This window comes from Sphingosinicella sp. BN140058 (assembly GCF_004135585.1).
Classification (GTDB): Bacteria; Pseudomonadota; Alphaproteobacteria; order Sphingomonadales; family Sphingomonadaceae; genus Allosphingosinicella.
Window position 1 is genome coordinate 810,997 of the sequence record NZ_CP035501.1, and the last position, 21,461, is coordinate 832,457.

Genomic DNA, 21,461 nt, shown 5'->3' on the forward strand with positions numbered 1-21,461 from the left:
TTCGCCGCCATTCCCGTTCACGGATCATTCCTCGCCACAACTTCCCCGGGAAGAATGATCCACATAGTTTCGATATCGAAGGCGACCGCCTGATGTGCGGCATTGCCGGCGAAGTCCGTTTCCGCTCCGGCATCGCCGATGCCTCGGCGGTTGCGACGATGATGCACAGCCAGCGCCGGCGAGGCCCGGATTCCTGCGGGCAGCTGATGCGCGGGCGAGTCGGCTTCGGGCACCAACGGCTCAAGATCATCGATCTTTCGCAGCGCTCCGCTCAGCCGATGGCGGATCCCGAACTCGGGCTCGACCTCGTGTTCAATGGATGCATCTACAATTACCAGCCGCTGCGGCAGGAACTGCAGACGCTCGGCTACCGATTCTTCTCAGGCGGCGACACCGAGGTGATCCTTAAGGCGTGGCACGCCTGGGGCCCGGACTGCGTCCGGCGGTTCAAGGGCATGTTCGCCTTTGCGATCCACGAGCGCGAGAGCGGTCGAATAATCCTGGCGCGCGATCGCTTCGGCATCAAACCGCTTTATTATTCGGCGACGCCGGAACGGCTCCGCTTCGCCTCCACTCTGCCCGGGATCGTCGCAGCAGGCGATGTCGACACCAGTGTCGATCGTGAGGCGCTGCATTTCTACATGAGCTGGCACGCAGTCGTGCCACCGCCCCTCACCATCCTCAAAGGCGTCCGAAAGCTCCCTCCGGCGACCGTCCGCATCTATGACGAGGACGGCGGGTTCGAAGACCGCCTCTACTGGGATCCGCCATTCGGCCAGCAGGCGGGCGATGCCGGCCGCAGCGACGCCGAATGGCAGGAGATGCTGCTCAGCGCGCTGCGTACGGCAGTGGAGCGGCGCATGGTTGCCGATGTGCCCGTCGGCGTCCTGCTGTCCGGCGGCGTCGATTCCAGCCTGATCGTCGGTCTGCTCGCGGAGATGGGTCAGCACGGCCTCGCCACCTTTTCGATCGGCTTCGAGGAAGCGCATGGCGAGAAAGGCGACGAATTCGTCTATTCCGATCTGATCGCCCGCCACTACGGCACCAACCATCACAAGTTGTTCGTGCCGTCGGAAGACCTGCTGCGCGAGCTGCCGGGGGCAATCGAGGCGATGGCCGAGCCGATGGTCAGCTATGACAATATCGGGTTCTATCTGCTCTCGCGAGAGGTCGCCAAGCACATCAAGGTTGTCCAGTCCGGCCAGGGCGCCGACGAGGTGTTCGCGGGCTATCATTGGTATCCGCCGATCGCGGGAGCCGACGATCCCGTCGACCGCTACGCACGTGCCTTTTTCGATCGCGACGCGGAGACGCTGAACCGCCATCTCGGCGCGGCGTGGCGGGGCGGCGCCACCGGGCCGCTCGACTTCGTTCGCGATCATTTCGGCCGCGCCGGAGCGGAAGATCCTGTTGCGAAGGCTTTGCGGATCGACAGCAATGTCATGCTCGTCGACGATCCGGTGAAACGGGTCGACAACATGACGATGGCGTGGGGTCTCGAGGCGCGGGTGCCGTTCCTCGATCACGACCTCGCGGAGCTCGCCGCGCGCATTCCGTCAGACTTGAAGCTTGCCGGCGGCGGCAAGGGCATCCTCAAGGAGGTCGCCCGGAAGGTGATCCCGTCAGAAGTGATCGACCGCCCCAAGGGCTATTTCCCGGTTCCGGCGCTGAAATATATCGACGGGCCCTATCTCGAACTCGTCCGCGATGCGCTGTCGAGCGCGCCCGCCAGGGAACGCGGGCTGTTCTCCCGGGATTATCTCGACATGCTGTTTGCCGATCCGACCGGTCACATCACGCCGCTGCGCGGTTCCGAGCTCTGGCAGGTCGGCCTGATCGAGCTTTGGCTGCAGTCGCACGGAGTGGGCTGATGGCCAGCCGCAGCGATGATCGGGCGCGTCCCGGCCTGTTCCCGTTCCTCAAGAACCCGCACGGACCACAACCGCGGGCGAACGCCCTCGCCGACTGCGGCTGGGGCCGGATCCTGTTCGCGCAGACCTTCGGGGACGCCGACCATCTTCTCTCCGAGATCCGAACGGAAGGACAGGAGCAGCGCGACATTGCGATGTACGTCAGCGATCCGCACGTCCTGCTCGCGGCCGCACCGGCGGAACTCTTCCTGGATCCCTCGCACACCTTCCGGCTGAAGCTCGCTACCTATCGCGCCGCGGACCGGCGCCCCTCGGGCTTCGTGGTGCGCCGTCTGGTCCCCGATACGGACATAGACGGCGTCAACCGGCTTTATGCTCTGCACAGGATGATCGAAGTCCGTCCGGACTTTTTCGAGCAACAGGCCAATGGCCGCCTGCTCACCTATTTCGTTGCGGAGGATGAGGAGACTGGAGCCATCATCGGCACGGTCACCGGCATCGACCACGTCTGCGCGTTCGACGATCCGGAGAAAGGCGCGTCGCTCTGGACCCTCGCCGTCGATCCGCAAACTCCGCATCCCGGAGTCGGCGAAGCTCTGATCCGCTGGCTCGCCGAACATTATATCGCCCGCGGCGCCGCGACGATGGATCTGTCCGTTCTCCACGACAACAAGGGCGCGATCGCCTTGTACGAAAAGCTCGGCTTTCACCGCCTGCCAGTCTTCGCGGTCAAGCGCCGCAACGTGATCAACGAGCGGCTGTTCGCCGGCAACGATCCTGCCAAGGCGATGAATCCCTATGCCCGGATCATCATCAACGAGGCGCGGCGCCGCGGCATCGGAGTGGAGGTGATCGACGCCGATGGCGGTCTGTTCGAGCTGCGCTCCGGCGGCCGCACCATCCGCTGCCGCGAGTCCCTGTCCGATCTGACCACCGCGGTGGCGCTGTCGATCTGCGACGACAAGGCGATGACCCGGCGGATCGTCGAGGCTGCCGGGGTGTCGGTGCCCGACGAGATCGAGGCCGACGACCAGGAAGCCGTTAGGGCGATGCTGGAAAGATATGGATCGCTGGTGGTCAAACCGGCCCGCGGCGAACAGGGCCGCGGCGTCGCCGTCGATCTGGACACGATCGAAAGCGTCGAACAGGCGATCGGCATCGCGCGGCAGCACAGCGACCGGGTGCTGGTCGAGAGCTTCCACAAGGGCGACGATCTCCGTCTGGTCGTGATCGGCTTCAAGCTTGTCGCCGCTGCAATCCGTCGCCCGGCGGAGGTCATCGGCAATGGGCGCGACACGGTGCGCCAGCTGATCGAGCGCCAGTCGCGCCGGCGGGCTGCGGCAACCGGCGGCGAATCCAATATTCCGCTGGATGCCGAGACCGAGCGCTGCGTCGCCAAGGCCGGCTACCGGCTGGACGATGTCCCCGCCGAAGGTGTTGCCTTCGCTGTCCGCAAGGCCGCGAACCTGCACACCGGCGGTACCATCCACGACGTCACCGAACTGGTCCACCCGCGCCTCGTCGAGGCCGCGATCAAAGTGGCGCGTGCGATCGACATTCCGGTGGTCGGAGTCGATTTCATCGTGCCCAACCCCACCGAGCCTGATTACGTTTTCATCGAGGCCAACGAGCGGCCGGGCCTTGCCAACCACGAGCCTCAGCCCACCGCCGAGCGCTTCATCGACCTGCTGTTCCCGCTGAGCATGCCGGCCGCCGCCCGCGATGTCAGGAGAGCCGATGCCGCTGCCCAGCATTGATTGCGACTATCTCGCCGACCAGTTGCGGCGGCTGCTCGCGATCCCGAGCCCAACCGGCTACACCGATCCCATCGTCCGCTATCTTTCCGAGGAATTGGAGAGGATGGGGGTGCCCTACTCCGTCACCCGTCGCGGCGCGATCCTCGCCCTGTATCGCGGACGCGAGGTGGAAGGCGCTCGCGCGATCGTGTCGCATCTCGACACGCTCGGCGCCACCGTGAAGATGATCAAGGACAATGGCCGGCTGGAACTCGTGCCGGTCGGCACCTGGTCGGCGCGCGCGGCCGAGACCACTCGCTGCACCATCCTCAGCGACGAAGGCGCGTTTCGCGGCACGATCCTGCCCCTCAAGGCATCGGGCCACACCTTCAACGAGGAAATCGACACACAACCGGTCGGTTGGCAGCATGTCGAGCTTCGCATCGATGCCGATTGCACCGATCGCAAGAGCGTCGAAGCGCTCGGCATCCACATCGGCGATCATGTTGCGATCGACCCGGGTACCGAATTCCTCGACAACGGCTATATCGTGTCGCGTCATCTGGACGACAAAGCCGGTGTCGCGGCGATGCTCGCCGCGCTGAAGGCTATGGTCGACGATCGGGTGCGCGTGCCCGTAGACATCCACTTCATCTTCACCATCACCGAGGAGGTCGGATCGGGCGCCTCGGCGGTGCTGCTCGACAATGTCGTGGCGATGGTGTCGATCGACAACGGCACCACCGCTCCCGGCCAGAACAGTGCCGAATTCGGGGTGACGATCGGCATGGCGGACCAGGTTGGACCGTTTGATTACCACCTCACCCGCAAGCTCATCCGGCTCTGCGCCGAACACGACATCCGGCACCAGCGCGATGTCTTTCGCTACTATCGCTCCGACAGTGCGTCGGCCCTCGAAGGCGGCGCCGACGTGCGCACCGCGCTGATCACATTCGGCATCGACGCAAGCCACTCTTACGAGCGGATCCATCTCCACGCGCTCAAGTCGATCGCCGAGCTCACCTATCTCTATGCGGCAAGCCCCGTCGAGATCGCGCGCGACATCGAGGAACTGGCGGGTCTCGAAGGCTTCACAGAGCAACCGACCGATCCCGCCCCGCACAGCCACGACGACCCGTCCGCGCACGGGTGAGAGCCGTCAGACGAAGCAGGCCGGATCCCCTGCGGCGGTGAGCCGCGGCGAAGGCTCTTCCTGCCCCGCACCTGCGCTGGCGAAGAGTTCATCCTCCTCCTCGTGCACTTCCAGGCGCGCCGGATCATATTGGGCGACGCTGCTCAGGCGGCGCCAGTCGACGATTCGCATCGTGTCGCCCTCGATCCGGATCACCTGGGAGAGGCTGAGCAGCGCCAGGGTCCGCTTCACCTTGCACAGCGGCACATCCAGCGTGCGCGACAGTTCTTGCCTGGGGAGCGGCAGGGACGCGTCCCGGTCCCCCCCATGCCGGCCAAGCTGAAAGCCGAGCTCGCACAGCAGATAGGCCAACCGGCCGCGCGTATTGCGCCGCGTGTCGTCCGCACGCTCCGCGGCGGCGGCCGTCGCCAGCGCCGCCTTCACCTTCCACTCCTCGTCCTGGGCATCGTTGCGGACGAACAGGAACGGCAGAGCGGACACGGACGAAGGGATGGACGCAGAGAAAGCCGACGAAAAAGGAGACAGAAAGGACGCGTTCAACCCGGTTCTCCGAAGCGGCGGCCACTCCAGGCCGGCTGTTTATTCTTCGGGATCAACACTTTGGAGAGGCCGCGCGTTCCTTGCTATCAGATTAACAAGGATCAAGCTGATCGGAGTCAGACGAAGATCGACCACCCTGTTCGCTCGACCAGTCGCTCGAGCGCGACCGCCCCCACCAGCGAAGTTCCGGCATCGTTGAGGCCTGGCGACCACACGGACACCACTCCGACCCGCGGTACGATCGCGAGGATCGCTCCGCTGACCGCGCTCTTCCCGGGCAGGCCGACGCGGAAGGCGAAATCGCCGCTATTGTCATAGTGGCCGCTGGTCAGCATGAGTGCGTTGATGCGACGCGCCCGCGAAGGCGTGCAGACCACTTCCCCCTTCACCGGATCGACACCGTCGAACGCGAGGAACAGGCCGGCCTGGGCAAGCTGGCGGCAGCTCATCGCGACCGAACACTGGCGGTAGTAAAGGGAGAGGACTTCTTCCGGCGGGTTGGAAAGATTTCCGAACGCCGCCACGAAGTGAGCGAGGCTGCGGTTGAACGCACCCGCGCGTGATTCCGACATCGCGATCGACTCGTCGATGCCGATGTCGGACGCGCCCGATCGCGTGCGCAGGAATTCGAGCAGTTCGGCGCAGGCCTCCTCGCGTCCGCGACGGCCGATCAGCTGGTCGCAGACCACCAGGGCGCCGGAACTGGTCAGCGGGTTGCGCGGCTTCCCCTTCTCGATCTCGAGCTGGATGATCGAGTTCACCGGGGATCCCGCCGGTTCGCGGCCGACGTGGTTCCACAAGGCCGATTTCACATGGTGTAGGGCAAGCGCGAGGCTGAAGACGTAGGAGAGGCTCTGGATGGTGAAGGCCTCCTCGCCATCACCCGCGACGAAGGTCGAACCATCCTCGAGCGCGATCGCCATGCCGAACTTGTGCGGATCCGCCTGGGCGAGCACGGGAATATAGGACGCGACCTTGCCGGTTCCGCGATAGGCGTGAACGTCGCTCAGAACGTCTTCGATCAGCGCTTGATAGTCCATCCTCGTCTCCTGGAAGCTTCACGTTCAGGCAACGCCCACCCGTCCACGCCGCTCCGCCGGCGGAATGTTCCCGACCCGGAATGGCAACAGCCCGTCCTGCACATGGCAGCGCTCAGACGCGATCCGGATAGTCCGGCTGAATGTCCGTCGGGATGTGGGTCGTCGCGGCAAGCACCGTCTCGACATGCTCGTCGAGCCTGGCGTAGCGATCGAAGAACGCCTTCGTCCCCGCATAATCGCCATTGCCCTGCAACCGCACGAGATCGGCCACGAGATCGCGCAGACCCGCTTCGAGCCTGTCATAGTCGACCCGGAACCGTCCCGCCTTGCCGTCCCAAGCGAACGCCCCCTTGTCCTTGAGGTAGCTGTACTGCATCGCGGCCCCGCGCCCGTGCGCCTCGTCGACGCCGAAACGGACGGCGCGGAAGATCCCGGCGAAATAGGTCGCGAGCAGCTGCTCGCGTTCTGCCACCGGCATCTCGCCGCGCCGCATCAGGTAGAGGATGTTCCACACCCCCATGACGTCGGCCTTGGCCTCTTCGCTCGCGGAATAGACGTCCTTGAGCTCGGCATTCACCGTGGTCTGCCGTCCGTCCAGGATGATCGTTCCCGGCCCCAGGCTATGGGAGAGCTCGTGGAAGAGGGTCTCCCCCTCCATATATTTCTTCGAGACGAGCCGCGCCTGATCGGGCACCAGCACCAGCGACGCCATCGGTGCCAGGATCCGGTCATATTTGGCGCCGAGCACGTTGGCCAGGATCACCTTCTTGGCGCCCTTCTGCTCGCGCACGCGCTCGTCATTGGGCAGGTTGAAGGCAACGGTCTGCACGCCGGGAACATTGTCGCCACCACCATGCACCTGGTCGGCAACCAGGATCGGCGACGTGAACGGGCGGTTGAAATTCTTGTAGCGCTCCTCGACGGGAAGGTTCCGTTCCATGTCGGGTAGCAGGCTCTTATACTTGGCGAGAGCCGCGCTTTCCTTCGGGTCCTGCACCGTCACGAAAGCCTCGAACGCGGTCTTCGTGCCGTAGAGCGTATCGGTATAGACCTCGTAGGGACCGATCACGACCTCGATCGGCGTGTTCTCGACATCCATCCAGGCCAGCTCGGATGCGTAATAATCGTTGGTTCGGAACGCTTTCGCGCGGAGGCTGAGAAAGTTGCGCAGGCTCCTGTTCGAGGTTCGGGCCGCGGCTTGTTCGAGCAGCCGCGCCGCGGGCTCCAGCCACTCCCGATATTCGACGCTGTACGGGATCGCCACCAGCTTCTCGCCCTGCCGCCGCACCACGGTGTACGGCGACATAAGGGCCTCCTTCTGCTCCGGATTGGCCGCAAGATAGGCCTCGAACACCTCCTTGGTGAGATCGCGCGGGTAGAAGCCGGCACCCGCCGGCGGTGGTGTATCGCCATAGAAGGGACGATTCTCCGCAAGCGTGTCCCAGGGCCCGAAATGAAGATCGAACATATCGAGCCATTGCGCCCGGCGGGGATCCCGGCTGCGTTCGATCTCCGCACGCACGGTCGGATTCCCGACGGACCGCTGACGCAGATAAATCGGGTTCATCAGCTCGGCCGCCTGGATGAGCAGGTTGATCACGGATCGCTCTTCCGCGTTGAGAAACGCGGTGTTGGCGGGCATTGCGATGCGTGCGATCTGGGCCCGCGACGCAGCCAGATCGTAGCCTGAGTCCGGTGTCGAAGGGCCTGCAATCTCCCTGTCACCCGACGTCGCCGCGCAGCCGGTCGCGGCAAGCATGAGGGCGGCGAGCGCCAGTTTGCGCATTCAACTCTCCTGTGTCGTCCGTGTCGCCGGCCCGAACCTGTTAGCAGCGACGACGGCCGCAAAGAAGCCGATACGCCGGACCGTTGCAAGTCACAGGCGGTCCGCAAGCGCGCGGCCTTCCTCCCCATGGACTCGGCGACGTGAGCGGTGCAACTTCGTCTGTCCGAGAGATGGAGTGAGACGCCATGCCTCTGTACAGGCTCTGCTTCCAGGAACGCGGGGCGCACCGCGTCGAACAGCAAGTCGGTTTCTTCAACGACGAAGGCGCACTTGCCTACGCGCGCCGCTTCGCCCGCGGCCGGGCCGTCGAGGTCTGGCGCGACGCCGTCCTGCTGCACCGGGACCCTGCGCCGCGCGTCCTTGCCGAAAGCCTGTAGCAGCCTAGCTCAGCAGCTCTTCGGCGCCGCCGGAGCCCGATTGCCGTTCGAACATGCGCCGGTAGGAGCCATCCTTCCGGGCCAGCAGCGCTTCATGAGTCCCATCCTCCACGATCCGTCCCTGATCGAAGACCAGGATCCGGTCCAGCGCCCGCACGGTCGACAAGCGATGGGCGATGACGATCGCGGTGCGCCCGACGAGGAGCCGTTCGATCGCCTGCTGGATCAGCGCTTCCGAGTCTGAATCGAGACTCGACGTCGCTTCGTCCAGGACCAGAATGGGTGCATCGGCGAGAAACGCCCTCGCCAGGGCGACCCGCTGACGTTCGCCCCCGGAGAGCTTGACGCCCCGTTCACCCACCAGCGTGCGATAGGCTTGCGGCAATGCGGAAATGAAAGCGTGGGCGTTGGCGAGCGATGCCGCCTGCTCGATCTCCGCCTGGCTTGCGTCCGGCCTCGCATAAGCGATGTTGTCTGCCAGGCTGCGGTGAAACAGCAGCGGCTCCTGCGGCACGATCGCGATCTGCCGGCGAAGCGAGGTCTGCAACACCGTTGCGATATCCTGGCCGTCGATCCGGATCGCGCCCGAACGGACGTCGTGCAGTCTCTGGATCAGCTTGACGAAGGTGGTCTTGCCCGATCCGGAGCGCCCGACCAGCGCGACGTGTTGGCCGGCAGGTATCGACACGTTCAGCCCCTCGTACAGCGGGGTCAGGTGCCCACCATAACGGAACGCCACATGATCGAAGACGATCTCTCCGCGATCGACCCGGATCGGCCGGGCATCCGGCAGATCCGCCACGCCGAAGGGTTCGTCGTGCAGGCGGACCATCTCCTCCATCTCGTTTACGGAACGCTGAAACTGGTGAACGTGCTGGCCGATGTCGCGAAGATAGCCGTGGAGGACAAGGTAGCTCGTCAGCACGTAGACGACCTCGCCCGCGCTCGCCCGCCCGGCCGACCACAGCCAGAGCGCAGTCCCGGTCACCCCCATCCGCATCAGCCACAGCAGGGCCAGTTGGCTGGTGCCGCTCCAGGTGAACAACATCCAGGTGCGGGTCGTCCGCCGGCTCCATTTCTGCAGGATGCGGCTCAGGCCCTGATCCTCGCGATCTTCCGCCCCGAACGCCTTCACGACGGCATTGGTCGCGATCGCGTCGGCCAGCACGCCGCCTACCCGGGTGTCCCACTGGTTCGACAGGCGCGCCGCGGGCGCAAGAACCACCGTCGCCAGAATGATCGTGAGGCCGCCGTAGAGCAACGCGCCGAGCGTCATGACCAGTCCGAGCACGGGCCAGTGCAGGGTCAGCAGCAGCACGGTGCCGACCAGCACCACCACCGACGGCAGCAGCGCGAGCAAGAGAACATCGTTGAGGGTGTCGAGCGCCCACATACCGCGTGTGATCTTGCGAACCGTCGAGCCCGAGAAGCTGTTCGCATGCCAACCGGACGAGAGCCGCTGGACCCGCTGGAACGCCTCGGAAGCCGTCTCCCGCATAGTCGCCTGAGTCAACGGCACGACTCCCCACCAGGCGAGATGGCGAAGCGCCACCATTGCCGTCCCCAGCAACGCGATCGCGACGAACGCGGCCCAGGCCGACCGGCTGCCGGCGGCGCCGGCGCCGAGGGCATCGATCATCCGCCCGGCGAACAGCGGGACGAAGATCTCGGTGACCGTCGCTGCCGACATCGCTCCGCACACGGCCGCGGCGAGCCAAGGGCGCCGCTTCCACTTCGCCCATGCGAAGGCGAGAACGACGCCCAGTGCGGAGGACGCCTGCTTGTTCTTGGAGTTCATGATGCTGCCGCGCTGCCGCGCGTCCTTGTTCTTGTTGTCACTCGCTGGTGCGCAATGCGGCGCACCGAAACCGAAGTCAGCCTTTGCGAAGGCCTCGGCGGGAGAACGGATTGCGAATCGCAGTCATCAACGCTCCCTCCATGAGTGAGCGGCTCCGATAGCCCAAATCCGAGGACCCCGCCAGCCCGGCCGCGCCGCCGACCTCGGACCACGCCCAGCCGCCGCTGCGCACATATGCGCACATCTCATCACGGACACGGCGGGTGGCCTGTATCTGTCCTGTTCTTACGGCGGGTATTTCCGGTGAAAGGCCGTAGTTATACCGCCTCCGTGTGGCCATAGTTGCGGGGCGGGACAGAGAGGTCACGGCTCCCGGGGGTGGAGCAGAGGCTGGGTGGAGGATCGTTGGGGGACGGTCCTCGCACGCCGAACAGGCGGACACCCAGCCATTTTTCCTCTTTCCCGCAGAGCCGTCCTGGCCGGAGGGTTTCTCGGATGGAAGGAAGGAAGGAAATGAAGTCGCTTCATGACCCGCTCGTTGCTTCGTCGGACGAGCTCGACGGCCGGATCATTCAGCAGCAATCGCGTGAGAACCTCAGCCGCTCGATCGACATCTGGCTGCGCCGCACGCATGCCGGTGGCACGGGCGCATCGCTGCCGAACAGGCCAAAGCCGGACAGCATCAACGACTTGGCGCCGTCGCGCACGGCCGCCTGATCAGTCGATCAGTTGATGTCTTGACGCTTGAAGCTGACGAACGTCAGTCCCGCCACACCGATCACCCATGCTGCGATCGCCGCAAGCGAGCCGATCCATGACCAGGCAATTGGCTCCGTCTCCGGAAGGCTGGCCTGAAAGGCCGCACCTTCGCTGAGCCAGCTCGAAAGATTGTCGAAATGGTAGCCGGGAAGCAGCTGGTACAAGGCCCAGACGAGCCGCGGCGCATAAACGGCAAGCAAAGGCGACAGTCCGAGGAAGGCCTGCTCCGCAGTCACGGCGACCAGGCCGATCACCAAAGCGGCGATGGTCGATCGGGTGAGTATCGCCGCGAGACTGGTATAGGCGATCGTCACGAGCACTGGCGACAGCGCCTTCAACGCCCCGATATATTGCGCCTCAGCCAGTGCCGAGGCCGTGATCCCGTCCGGGATCGGAGTCCCGAGAACCACGTCGCCGAGCCACCCCATCGCCAAGGTCAGCAGCCCGGTGAGCAGGAACGCCGCATAGAGGAACAGGATGGTCACCCCATATTTCGCGGCGATCAGCGCGCCCCTTGCGCGGTGCGGGACCACCAGCTTCCACGTGTTCCAGCCATATTCGCCGGCAAAGACGAACGCGGTGAACGCTGCGATCAGATAGCGGCCGAACATGTGCGGCGGCACGTACCAGATCGCGGCCGTGCTCTCGATCCATTTGGCGGCGGCGGGCGCGACGACCTGCGGCCGCGCTTGCGAGAGCCCGATGAGGATCAGCAGAACCGACAATATCAGGCATGCGATCGGATAGATCCAGACCAGGAACCAGGTAGCCCGATGGCGGCGGAACTTCAGCGTTTCGGCGGCGAAGGCTTCAAACATCGGCCATCTCCTCCTGGGTGATCGAGAGGAACACTTCCTCGAGGTTGCGGCGCTCCGGCGCGAGCGCGAAGATGTCGACGCCCGCGCCGACGAGGCGCCGAACAAGTTCCGGCGCTTCCTCCTGCGTGGCGCTGACGAGAAGGCTGTCGCCCTCCGCGGTCGCGGCCCATCGTTCCTCGATCACCGAGCGAGCGAGTTCGAGGGGTGACGCATGCAGCCGCAGCCCCTCGTCCGCCGATAGCAAGTCGCGGATCGTGGCCTCGCGGATCACCTCGCCGCGGCTGATGATCGCAACCCGGTCGCAGACCTGCTGGACCTCGTGCAGGAGGTGACTCGACAGAAATACCGTCTTGCCGTGATCGGCGGACAGGCTGCGGATGAGCAGGCGCATCTCCTGGATACCGGCGGCGTCCAGGCCGTTCACAGGTTCGTCGAGGATAACCAGTTCCGGATCGCCAAGCAGGGCCGCGGCGACGCCGAGGCGTTGCCGCATCCCGGTCGAGTAGCCTTTCACCTTACGGTTCGCCGCGTCAGACAGGCCGACCTGGGCGAGCAATGCATCGATCCGATCGGCGCCGGCGCCATGCGTTTTCGCCAGCACCTGGAGGTTCGTCCGCCCGGAGAGGAACGGATAGAAAGCGCCGCCGTCGACCAGGGAGCCGACTCGCCGGAGCACGGCCGGATTGTTGCGGAGCGGTTCACCGAATAGGTGCACCTCGCCCGCCGTCGGCGCGATCAATCCCAGCAACATGCGGATGGTTGTGCTCTTTCCGGCACCATTGGGGCCAAGGAAACCGTAGACCTCGCCGGCACCGACGGAAATCGACACCCCCTTCACGGCCTGCACGCCGTTCTTTCCGCCGCGGTAGACCTTCCCGAGATCGACCAGTTCCACCACCGGCAATGTCATGCGCCCCCTTTGCGGCCAACGCCGCAGCCCATCTCGCACGAAGATGTGTCACGCCAGGCAGGCCGACGCAAGGCACCGCCGACGGGAGAGGATGTTGCAATCGATCCGAGCGCGTCAGCGCCGTCCTGCAAGCCGCAGCCCCGCCTCGCCGTCGCGACCGTAAATGTCCTCCCGGATAGCGATGCCCGAGCCGGTCGGGGCTGCGGTCAGGTACGTGATGTAGACCGGAACCGGAGACTTGAGCGGAACCTGTTGCTCGGGCGCCGCGGATTTTGCGGTCGGCACACGACCGAACAGCCAGCGGGCCAGACGCCTGGCATCCTCGACGCGGACGCAGCCGGCACTCTGCTTCCGGTCGGCGGCGCCGAACAGCCGCTTGTCGGGTGTGTCGTGCAGATAGACACCGAACTGATTGGGGAACATGAACTTCATGTTCCCCATCGAATTCTTCGGTCCGGGCAATTGCCGCATCGGCACTTCGACCTCGCCTCTCGCTACTGCACGCCAGTCGATCGTCTTGGCGTCCACCGGCTTCGCGTCGTCGGACCAGTCGGAAAGAATCTGGTAGCGCTCGGCCCGGATGTAGCCGAGACCTTGCGAAAGCACCTTGGGCGCAACCCGGCTCTGCACCAGATCGGGCGGCACGTTCCAATAGGGGTTCAGCACCGCGAAACGGATATAGGCGGCGAGCATCGGTGTCGGCTCGGTGACCCGGCCGACGATCACCTTCATCGAATCCACCGGACGGCCGCCCTGATACATCCACAAACGCTGGGCGGCGGCGTCAACGAGGACGTAGCGATCCGCCATGGACGGCAGCGCACGCGCACGCTCGAGATTGAGGCGGAGCTTGGCCGCGAAGTCGCGCGGACCGGTGTTCAGCAGGGCGATCGTTGGCTTGTCGGCGATGCCGTTCCCGGCGAGCCCGTGGCTGGCCTGAAAGGCGCGAACGGCGGCACCGGTCTCGACGTCGAACAGGTCGCCAGGCGATAGCCCGAGCCGCATGCGCAGATCCTGCACCCGCTCGCCCCGCATTCCGCTGCGCAGCGGCGGTCCCTCGGCGATCCGGGTTTGCGGCAAGTCGCCCCAGCGCTCGCTCCAGAGAAGATAAGCCTCGCGCAGCTGCTCGTAGAGAGGATGGGTGCCGAGCGCCTCCGACAGCGAGGCCGGCTTTCCCGCCGCTCCGGCCGCCCGATCGAGCGTCGCTCCGGGCGACGGTGCCGTCGGGATCAGGGCCGCGTCGACATAGGTCATGTCGGCGGCGCGGCTGCGGCGCAGATCCCGCGCATATTTCAGGAAGCCGCGCGACAGCTGCACTTCCGCGCGCGCCGCCCCCTTGGAAGAGTTCGCATCATCGAAGGCGCTGCGCAAACGCCGCACCTGATAGTCGCGGGGGTCGAGCCCGTCGGCATCCGCCGTTTCGAGCCGCGCAAGCACGGCTTCGGCGGCGTCCGACAGACGCGAACCCTCGGTCCACAACGGCGCATAGCCGCGGGCCGCATAAAGCTGCCGCACGGTCCGGTCGGAAGACGAACGGACCTCCGCCTCGAGCACAGAGGGCGACGCGGCCTGCAATGGCGCCTGCAACGCCGCGTGCGAAGCGACGAGCAGCGCTGCAGCGAGCGCAATCCTCCGCGCGGCGGAGCGCCGCGTCTTCCGACCATCCATCATCCGGCGATCAGCCGCGCTCGCCGCGCCTGCGATCCGTCGTCGGTGCCGGTGCCGGTGTTGCGCACGCTGCGGTGCTCGGCAGGCTTTGCGCCTGGTTGAGGTGCATCTGGATCACCGGCACCGCCTGCGACGCGACGGTGCGAAGCGCCGGCCGGTCGCCGTCCTGCGAGAAGGTCTGGTGCAGGGTCAACGCCTCCTGGTGCGCCATGATCTGCTCGTTGCGGAAGGCGCTTTCGAAACCGCCCGGAGCGGCAGCCTGCAGCCGCTGCAGCATCTCCATATGCCGCGGCATCATCTGCGGCGGTGGCGGGGTGACGCCATCTGTCTGAGCGGCCTGGGTGATCTGGGCCGTGGTGCGGGTGTGATCGTCTACCAGCATCTGCGCGAACTGGCGGACCGTCGGATCGCAGGAGCGCTGCAGAGCCAGCTGGCCCGACTGAATCTCGAACATGTCGCTGCTCGCCGCGGTGGCGACATATTCCATCGCCGGCATGCCCGCGGGCGCCGCCTCGCTCGGGGCTGCGGCCGTTTCGTCCTCGGACGTCGACGAACAGGCAGTCGCGAGCAATGCCGCGCTCGCCGCCAAAAGAAGTGCTTTCATGCTTTGTGTCTCCCTAACGAGGTTTTGCCCCCGCTGCGGAGATACATACGACGGCACCCGCCCCTCGGTTCCGCGCAAAAACGGAACAGCCCGACGCTTGAACCGGAACAGACGCTCAGGAGAGGCAGCAACGCGGCAATGTCGCGAAGAATTCCGGCAAAGACTATTCGTGGCCGGCAGAAGCGACCACGCTGGTCAATCGCGCACCAGCCGGCCTTCCTGCGCCTTGAAATAGAATTGGCTGGCTACTAGCCATCCCTTGAGCGGGCGCAGCGGCAGCACGCACGTGATCAGCAGCAACGGCAGGCCGGTGACGATGTGCACCCACAAAGGCGGGCTGGCGAAGATCTCCAGCAGCAGAATCCACAGAACGGCCGGAATGCAGGTGAACATCTGGACGAAGAAGGCCGGACCATCGGCAGGCTCAGCAAAGGAATAATCGAGCCCGCAGACCTCGCATTCCGCACGGATCTTCAGAAATCCCTGGAAAATATGACCTTGGCCGCAGCGGGGGCACCGTCCGAACGGTCCCGTCTTGTGCGGGTCGAGCTTCGGCCAGGTCCTGCCCTGGCCATCCACGAAGCGCGCTTCCTGCGTATCGGTCACTCGAAATTCCATACAGAGTTGATGTTATGCATGGATACATGTAGACGTTTTACCCATACAATTCAAGAAAGCCTTCATGCGCTGGTCGCCTACCCTCGCCACCTCTTCCGGCCCGATCTATCGACGCATCGCCGATGCGATGGCGCAGGACGTCGCCGACGGAAGGCTCGCGGCCGGTGACCGCTTGCCGAGCCAGCGCGAACTTGCGCAACGGCTTGGAGTCGATCTTACCACTGTGACACGTGCCTATGCGGAGGCAGCGCGCCGTGGGCTCGTCGACAGCGACGGACGGCGCGGCAGCTTCGTGCGAGGTCCCGCAGCGGGCGCTTCGCCGCCGCGGGCTGTCGCCTCCGAGGCTGCCGGCGGAATGAACATGCCGCCGGAACCCGAAGGCGGATTACTGCGCGAGGCGATCGCGGCGGGTATTCCGCACATGATCGAACAGAGCGTAGCGTCGCTTCACTATCAGACGAGCGGCGGCAGCGAGGACGACCGCATCGCGGCCGCACGTTTTCTGGCGAAGACGATCGCCGGAACGTCGCCCGACGAGGTGGTGGTCACGGCCGGCGCCCAGAACGGCTTGCACGCAGTCTGCGGCATTCTGCTCGGATCCGGTGATCGGATCGCTGCCGGAGTGTTCACCTATCCGGGCTTTGTCGCTCTTGCCCGGCGGTTTGGCGCAACGCTGGTGCCGCTTGCAATGGACGAGGAGGGTATTCTGCCGGATGCGCTCGAGCGGGAGGCAAAGCGAGCGCCCCTCGCCGCACTCTATGTCATCCCGACCAACGACAATCCGACGACCGCCACCATGGGCTCGGCGCGTCGGCAGGCGATCGCCGACATAGCCCGGCGGTTCGGCATCCGGATCATCGAGGATGACCCTTATGGTCGCCTGCCCGAAAATCCGCTTTCCCCCATCGCCGCTCTGGTTCCCGAACTCACCTGGCACGTCACCAGCGTGTCGAAGATCCTGTCTCCCTGTTTGCGCGTCGGATTCGTCCGCGCACCCGATCTCCGCAGCGCCGCGCGGCTGGCCGGCGACATTCACGAAACCGCGATCATGCCGCCGCCGCTCAATCTCGCTCTGGTCAAACATTGGCTCGCCGACGGCACGTTCGCGCGATTGGTCCGCGGCGTCCGTGCCGAAGCCGAAACGCGGAGCCGCGCCGCAATCGCTTCGCTGAGCGGAGTCGATGTGCGACATCGCCCTGAGGGCTATCACCTGTGGCTGAAGCTCGACGCACGCCTTGCCGCCGCGGACATCACCGCCCAGGCGGCCGGCTTCAGTCTCCCAGTGGCACCGAGCTCCAGCTTCTGCTTCAACGGCGAGGCACCGTATCAGGCGCTGCGGCTCTCGCTCGGCGGCGCGCGTTCTCGGGATGCGGTCGTTCGTGAAGCCCGCCGTCTCGATGCCCTGCTGGCGCAAGCGGTCCGACGCGGACATGTCGTGGTCTAGCAAGGGAGTTAGGCGGTTCGGCACCGGTTCAGCTTCCCTGCACGAACATCCCCCACTCACGCAATTGGAGCCGATCGATGCGCCGCCTTGCTGTCCTTGCTCTTCTCGGCCTCGCAATGCCGGCGACCGCGCAGTTCGCGCCGCGCCATGATTATGAGGATGTCGGTCCGGCTAACCCGTTCATTGGTGACAGCAGCCTGCATGCGCCGCCGGTCCGCCGGGAATTGCGGGAGATCAGGAGCGGTGTCGATCATGCGCGCGACAGCGGCATGATCAGCCGCGGCGAAGCGCGCCGCCTCAACCGCGAAGCCCGCCAGATCGGTCGACTCGCCGAACGCTACGGCCGGGATGGTCTTTCGTCCGCCGAGTCGCGGGAGTTGCAGGGCCGAACAGTGGCACTCCGCGCTGCCGTGGCCCGCTCCCAACAGCCACCGGCTGGAAAATGATGCGCACAATCTCCAGGCGAACGCGACAAACCCTGTTCGGCCCGAGCCCCCGTCTGTAAGCCATCGTCGTGGATCACGCCGCACGCACCCAATTCATCGAGGCCAATCTACCGCTTGAGCCGGTCGCGTTCGTGCCCGAGATTCGGCTGCATCAGGCGGTCCCCGCCAGCGGTCTCGGCCGGTTGGCGGCGATAGATGATGCATTCACTACCCCATACTGGGCTTACGCATGGACCGGCGGTCTCGCTCTTGCCCGCTTCCTTCTCGACCACCCCGCCTGGGTCGCCGGAAAGACCGTGCTCGATCTCGGCTGCGGATCCGGGCTCGTCGCCATCGCCGCCGCGAAGGCGGGGGCCGCCTCGGTGAAAGCGGTCGACGTCGATCCCTACGCCGCCGCGGCAACCCGGCTGAACGCCCATGCGAACGGAGTCGACATGGATGTGGCGAACGAAGACCTGACCAGGGCTGCGTCGCTCGACGCGGGGTTGGTCCTCGTCGGTGATCTGTTCTACGATTTCGATCTGGCTGCGGGCGTGACCTCTTGCCTGGACCGCTGGTCGGCGCTCGGCACGCAAATCCTCATCGGTGATCCATGGCGCCGCGGCCTCCCCCGCGGGCGCTTGCGGACGCTCGCGAACTATGAGATCGCCGAGCGCTCCGGCGGCGAGCCGAGGAAGACGTCCGTATTCGCGTTCCGGTGTCCACCGGTCGATGTGGAGGCAGCAACCGCGAAGTGCGATCGAGAGATCCTCCCCGCCTGAACTCTCGGCTGAACGAGGCCGCTGCCCGCCCCGAACTCAGCGCTTGCGGAACTCGGCCGCGCCCGTCGGTTTGCGCGTATTCAGGATTTCACGCGCGGATTGGTCTCCGAGCAGTTGTGCCTGAAGGAAGGTTACGCTCAAGGCGGCCGCATCCGCCAGGGCGCGATCCGAAGTCGGGTCGCCGGTTGCGAGCATGTGGGTCGCGCCTTTGCCGATCCAGACATATTTGGCACCGGCCGCGGATGTCTCGAAGGCCGCAAGGTGCGCCTTCCAGTCCGGTGCGAAACCCGGGATGGTGTCGGCGTCGCCGGTGAACAGAAGCAACGGTTTGTCGAGCGTGGCGAAGCTTGCCGGGCCGATCAGGCCGGGGATGGGCCCTGGCGATGAGAGCGCAATAATGGCTCCGACGCGCTTGCTTCTGGCATGAACCATCGAATCCAGCGCACCGCCGCTGATCATGGCGGTCAGAGCGCCGTAGGAATGACCGGCCGCTGCCAGGGGCAGCCCCGGCGCCGCCGCAGCGGCCCAGGCTTCCGCAGCCGCGATGTCCGCAATACGGGTCGCAAATGCCGACTGCAGGCTGTGATCAGCGCCCGCATGCATTTTCGAATCGGTGTGAAGCGGCGCCACGACCAGGAAGTCGGCGCGGCGCCAGGTCTCGATCAGCTTTTCATAAGCGTCCGGCGCGCCGCCGCCGCCATGCGAGAAGAGGATTACGGCTCTGGCCTTGTCGGGCCGCCAGACGCTGAGCACGAGGTCACGATCGCCCGCCTTGACGGTGACAGTCTCCGCGGCGGCAAAGGCAGACGACGAGAGCATGGCTGCAAGCAAGGCGATCGCTCCGACGAGCGTGCGACGTGAGCATTCGATCATGAAGGCAATCCCCCTTTGCTACTTGGTCGCCCAAGCGCAGGGGACTTGTCCAGCCTCAGGCTGCGTCGGTGAACCGGCGGCGCTCCAGCAACATGTCGATTTCCTCGGCCGGCATGGCCGCGGCGAACAGGAACCCCTGCATCTCGGTGCAGCCGGCAGCTTCCAGGAAACGCCGCTGGTCCACCGTTTCCACCCCTTCCGCCGTCACGGCCAGCCCCATCGCCTGGCCAAGCGAGAGGACCGCGGAAACGATCGCCGCGGAGTCGACCGTCTGGCCAAGAGCGTGGATGAAGCTGCGATCGATCTTGATCCTGTCGACCTCGAACCGACGCAGGTAGCTCAGCGACGAATAGCCGGTCCCGAAATCGTCGAGCGCAACGGAGAAACCCGCACCGCGCAGTTGCGCAAGCGTGGTCCGCACCATTGTGTCGTCATCGAGCAGAACGCCCTCGGTGACTTCGAGCTGGATCCTCCGTGCGTCGGCGCCGGTCTCTCGAACGATCGCGATCAGGGTTTCGAAGAGGTCGCCCGAGCGGAACTGGACGGGCGACAGGTTCACCGACATGACGATGTCGGGCCAGCGGGTGGAGGCGACACAGGCTTCGCGCATCACCCAGGCACCGAGCCGCCGGATCTGTCCGGTGGCTTCGGCGATCGGGATGAATTGCTCGGGCGCGATCGGGCCGCGAGTCGGGTGGTTCCACCGCGCCAAAGCCTCGACTCCGACGATCTGGCGGCCGGCGCCGGAGATCTGAGGCTGATAATGGACGGAGAGTTCACCCTGCCCATCAAGGGCGCGACGCAGATCGTCCTCGATGCCGCTGCGCAGTTGAACCGTGGCGTCCATTCCGGGCTGGAAAATGCGATAGCAGTCGCGTCCCTCGTCCTTGGCACGGTAGAGCGCGATGTCCGCCTTGCGCAGCAATTCGGTGCGGTCCGTGCCTGCTTCGGGCGCGAACACCACGCCGATGCTGACACCCACATGCGCTTCCGACCCGAGCACCGTGAACGGCGCGTGCACCGCCATCAGCACCCGCGCGCACAAGATTTCGATCTCGGCACGTGCGCCTGCGCCGGTCAGCAGGATGCCGAACTCGTCACCGCCGAGCCTCGCGATGGTGTCGCCCTCCGACAGAAGCGCAGACAAACGCCCGCCAAATTCCTTAATAAGGGCGTCGCCGGCGAGGTGGCCGAGCGTATCGTTGACGTTCTTGAAGCGATCGAGATCGAGCAGCATGATCGCGACACTGCCGCCTTGGCGCGCTTCGACGAGGGCGTGATTCAAGCGGTCCTCGAACAGGGCGCGGTTGGGCAATGCGGTCAGCGGATCGTGGAAGGCCAGATGCTGCGCCTGCGCCCGGCTCGCCTCCAGCTCGACCCGCGAGCGAAGCCCTCGGCCGAGCAACCAAACCAATACCCCACCGACAAGCAGCAGCGCCACCACCAACGCGGGCAGCATGCGATCGGCAACCTGGCGACCCGGCCGGAACGGAGCCCATTCTATGTAGCCAAGGACGGACCCGCGCACGTCGCGCAGCTGCAATGCCGCGTCGGAGGTCTTGCGGGTGGTGAAACTTGCCGCATCGACGCCGTAGATGGTGGACAAGGTTTCGAGAAAATTCCCGTCCATGTAGCGCACCACGACGTGCAGCCGCTCGCGACCCGGCGCGAGTTCCACCTCGCCGGTCTCGCTCACCACCGGCTTGACGCTGACGATCGCGGGCCGGCCATGGATCCTGGTGAGGCCGCTGGCGCTGAGCGTCAGTTCGGGGCCCGGCGAGGCCGTGTCGCCGCGCAGCAGCCGCCGGTGTAGATCGGCCGCGAACGGCAGCACCGCCTGCGAGACACCGGCAAAGACACCCGGAGTACGCCGCTTCCCCCCGACCATGGCGTAGAGCGGACGCCCAGCGGGATCGAGCAGGTAGGCTTCGTCATATTTGTAGTAAGTGTAGAACCAGACGCCGAGATTCTGGTCCATCCAGTCATGGTCGAGCGGCGTCGCGAGCGATTGCCTGGCGGCGTCGTCCCAATTGGTCGAGGCCTCCTGCGTCTTGCGGATGTCCGCCCAGCCTTGGCGAAGGCCGATCTTGGCGAGCCGGGTCTGGCGCTGAACCGCAGCCTCGTCCGAGCCGGCCGCGGACATGCTCAGCACGGCGCCCACCAGCAGGGCGAGCACCAGCATCGCCGCCGCGGCGGGCAGCGCCACCGCGGTCAGCAGCGAATGCCGCCGTTTCTCGATCATCAACCCGGCCATCAACG

Annotated in this window: 19 protein-coding genes; 8 read left to right on the top strand and 11 right to left on the bottom strand. The window is 65.6% G+C overall.

All coding sequences use genetic code 11. The features are described from left to right. Positions 1-92 precede the first annotated feature (92 nt). From ETR14_RS03750 to ETR14_RS03760, 3 genes are read left to right on the top strand one after another with little or no spacing between them, the layout of a single operon-like run. Complete coding sequence (locus ETR14_RS03750) at positions 93-1,871, top strand: N-acetylglutaminylglutamine amidotransferase (protein WP_129383426.1); 1,779 nt, start codon at positions 93-95, stop codon at positions 1,869-1,871. Continuing rightward, the gene (ngg, locus tag ETR14_RS03755) at positions 1,871-3,628 is read left to right on the top strand and encodes an N-acetylglutaminylglutamine synthetase (RefSeq protein ID WP_129383427.1); all 1,758 of its coding nucleotides are present in this window, start codon (positions 1,871-1,873) and stop codon (positions 3,626-3,628) included. The genes ETR14_RS03750 and ngg overlap by 1 nt, the downstream gene beginning before the upstream one ends. Continuing rightward, the gene (locus ETR14_RS03760) at positions 3,609-4,760 is read left to right on the top strand and encodes an osmoprotectant NAGGN system M42 family peptidase (protein WP_129383428.1); all 1,152 of its coding nucleotides are present in this window, start codon (positions 3,609-3,611) and stop codon (positions 4,758-4,760) included. The genes ngg and ETR14_RS03760 overlap by 20 nt, the downstream gene beginning before the upstream one ends. Before the next feature lie 6 nt (positions 4,761-4,766). Here the strand turns inward: ETR14_RS03760 and ETR14_RS03765 are convergent, their stop codons facing one another. The 3 genes from ETR14_RS03765 to ETR14_RS03775 form a co-directional block, all read right to left on the bottom strand. Further along, the gene (locus ETR14_RS03765; RefSeq protein WP_165356299.1) at positions 4,767-5,240 is read right to left on the bottom strand and encodes a helix-turn-helix domain-containing protein; all 474 of its coding nucleotides are present in this window, start codon (positions 5,238-5,240) and stop codon (positions 4,767-4,769) included. 176 nt (positions 5,241-5,416) lie between these two features. Next, positions 5,417-6,340 (bottom strand): glutaminase, encoded by a 924-nt coding sequence (locus tag ETR14_RS03770; RefSeq protein ID WP_129383430.1) that lies wholly within the window; start codon positions 6,338-6,340, stop codon positions 5,417-5,419. A 112-nt stretch (positions 6,341-6,452) separates the two neighbouring features. Then, positions 6,453-8,126: a hypothetical protein gene (locus ETR14_RS03775; RefSeq protein ID WP_129383431.1), complete on the bottom strand. Its 1,674-nt coding sequence runs from the start codon at positions 8,124-8,126 to the stop codon at positions 6,453-6,455. 185 nt (positions 8,127-8,311) lie between these two features. Between ETR14_RS03775 and ETR14_RS03780 the strand changes: the two genes are divergently transcribed. Further along, on the top strand, positions 8,312-8,503 hold the full coding sequence (locus ETR14_RS03780) for a hypothetical protein (protein ID WP_129383432.1): 192 nt from the start codon (positions 8,312-8,314) through the stop codon (positions 8,501-8,503). 4 nt (positions 8,504-8,507) lie between these two features. On the opposite strand, the gene ETR14_RS03785 is transcribed toward ETR14_RS03780, so the two are convergent. Beyond that, positions 8,508-10,301 (bottom strand): ABC transporter ATP-binding protein, encoded by a 1,794-nt coding sequence (locus ETR14_RS03785; protein ID WP_129383433.1) that lies wholly within the window; start codon positions 10,299-10,301, stop codon positions 8,508-8,510. Between the two features lie 513 nt (positions 10,302-10,814). Between ETR14_RS03785 and ETR14_RS03790 the strand changes: the two genes are divergently transcribed. Further along, positions 10,815-11,018: a hypothetical protein gene (locus tag ETR14_RS03790; protein WP_129383434.1), complete on the top strand. Its 204-nt coding sequence runs from the start codon at positions 10,815-10,817 to the stop codon at positions 11,016-11,018. An 8-nt stretch (positions 11,019-11,026) separates the two neighbouring features. Here ETR14_RS03790 and ETR14_RS03795 read toward each other — a convergent pair whose 3' ends face one another. The 5 genes from ETR14_RS03795 to ETR14_RS03815 form a co-directional block, all read right to left on the bottom strand. Continuing rightward, a complete protein-coding gene (locus tag ETR14_RS03795; protein WP_129383435.1) occupies positions 11,027-11,878 on the bottom strand; it encodes an ABC transporter permease in 852 nt (283 codons plus the stop codon). Then, positions 11,871-12,788: an ABC transporter ATP-binding protein gene (locus ETR14_RS03800; protein WP_129383436.1), complete on the bottom strand. Its 918-nt coding sequence runs from the start codon at positions 12,786-12,788 to the stop codon at positions 11,871-11,873. The genes ETR14_RS03795 and ETR14_RS03800 overlap by 8 nt, the downstream gene beginning before the upstream one ends. Positions 12,789-12,902: 114 nt before the next feature. Continuing rightward, on the bottom strand, positions 12,903-14,459 hold the full coding sequence (locus tag ETR14_RS03805) for a murein L,D-transpeptidase (protein ID WP_129383437.1): 1,557 nt from the start codon (positions 14,457-14,459) through the stop codon (positions 12,903-12,905). 7 nt (positions 14,460-14,466) lie between these two features. Beyond that, complete coding sequence (locus ETR14_RS03810; protein WP_129383438.1) at positions 14,467-15,060, bottom strand: DUF4142 domain-containing protein; 594 nt, start codon at positions 15,058-15,060, stop codon at positions 14,467-14,469. A 195-nt stretch (positions 15,061-15,255) separates the two neighbouring features. Then, the gene (locus ETR14_RS03815) at positions 15,256-15,666 is read right to left on the bottom strand and encodes a DUF983 domain-containing protein (RefSeq protein ID WP_243455750.1); all 411 of its coding nucleotides are present in this window, start codon (positions 15,664-15,666) and stop codon (positions 15,256-15,258) included. Positions 15,667-15,742: 76 nt separating this feature from the next. On the opposite strand from ETR14_RS03815, the gene ETR14_RS03820 reads away from it, so the two are divergent. The 3 genes from ETR14_RS03820 (at position 15,743) to ETR14_RS03830 (ending at position 18,329) form a co-directional block, all read left to right on the top strand. After that, a complete protein-coding gene (locus ETR14_RS03820) occupies positions 15,743-17,122 on the top strand; it encodes a PLP-dependent aminotransferase family protein (protein WP_129383440.1) in 1,380 nt (459 codons plus the stop codon). A gap of 77 nt (positions 17,123-17,199) precedes the next feature. Then, a complete protein-coding gene (locus ETR14_RS03825; protein ID WP_129383441.1) occupies positions 17,200-17,568 on the top strand; it encodes a hypothetical protein in 369 nt (122 codons plus the stop codon). Between the two features lie 131 nt (positions 17,569-17,699). Continuing rightward, positions 17,700-18,329, top strand: a complete 630-nt coding sequence (locus ETR14_RS03830; protein WP_305851965.1) for a methyltransferase — start codon at positions 17,700-17,702, stop codon at positions 18,327-18,329. 36 nt (positions 18,330-18,365) lie between these two features. On the opposite strand, the gene ETR14_RS03835 is transcribed toward ETR14_RS03830, so the two are convergent. After that, positions 18,366-19,202: an alpha/beta hydrolase gene (locus ETR14_RS03835; protein ID WP_129383443.1), complete on the bottom strand. Its 837-nt coding sequence runs from the start codon at positions 19,200-19,202 to the stop codon at positions 18,366-18,368. Between the two features lie 55 nt (positions 19,203-19,257). After that, positions 19,258-21,444: a bifunctional diguanylate cyclase/phosphodiesterase gene (locus ETR14_RS03840; RefSeq protein WP_165356300.1), complete on the bottom strand. Its 2,187-nt coding sequence runs from the start codon at positions 21,442-21,444 to the stop codon at positions 19,258-19,260. Between the last annotated feature and the right edge of the window lie 17 nt (positions 21,445-21,461).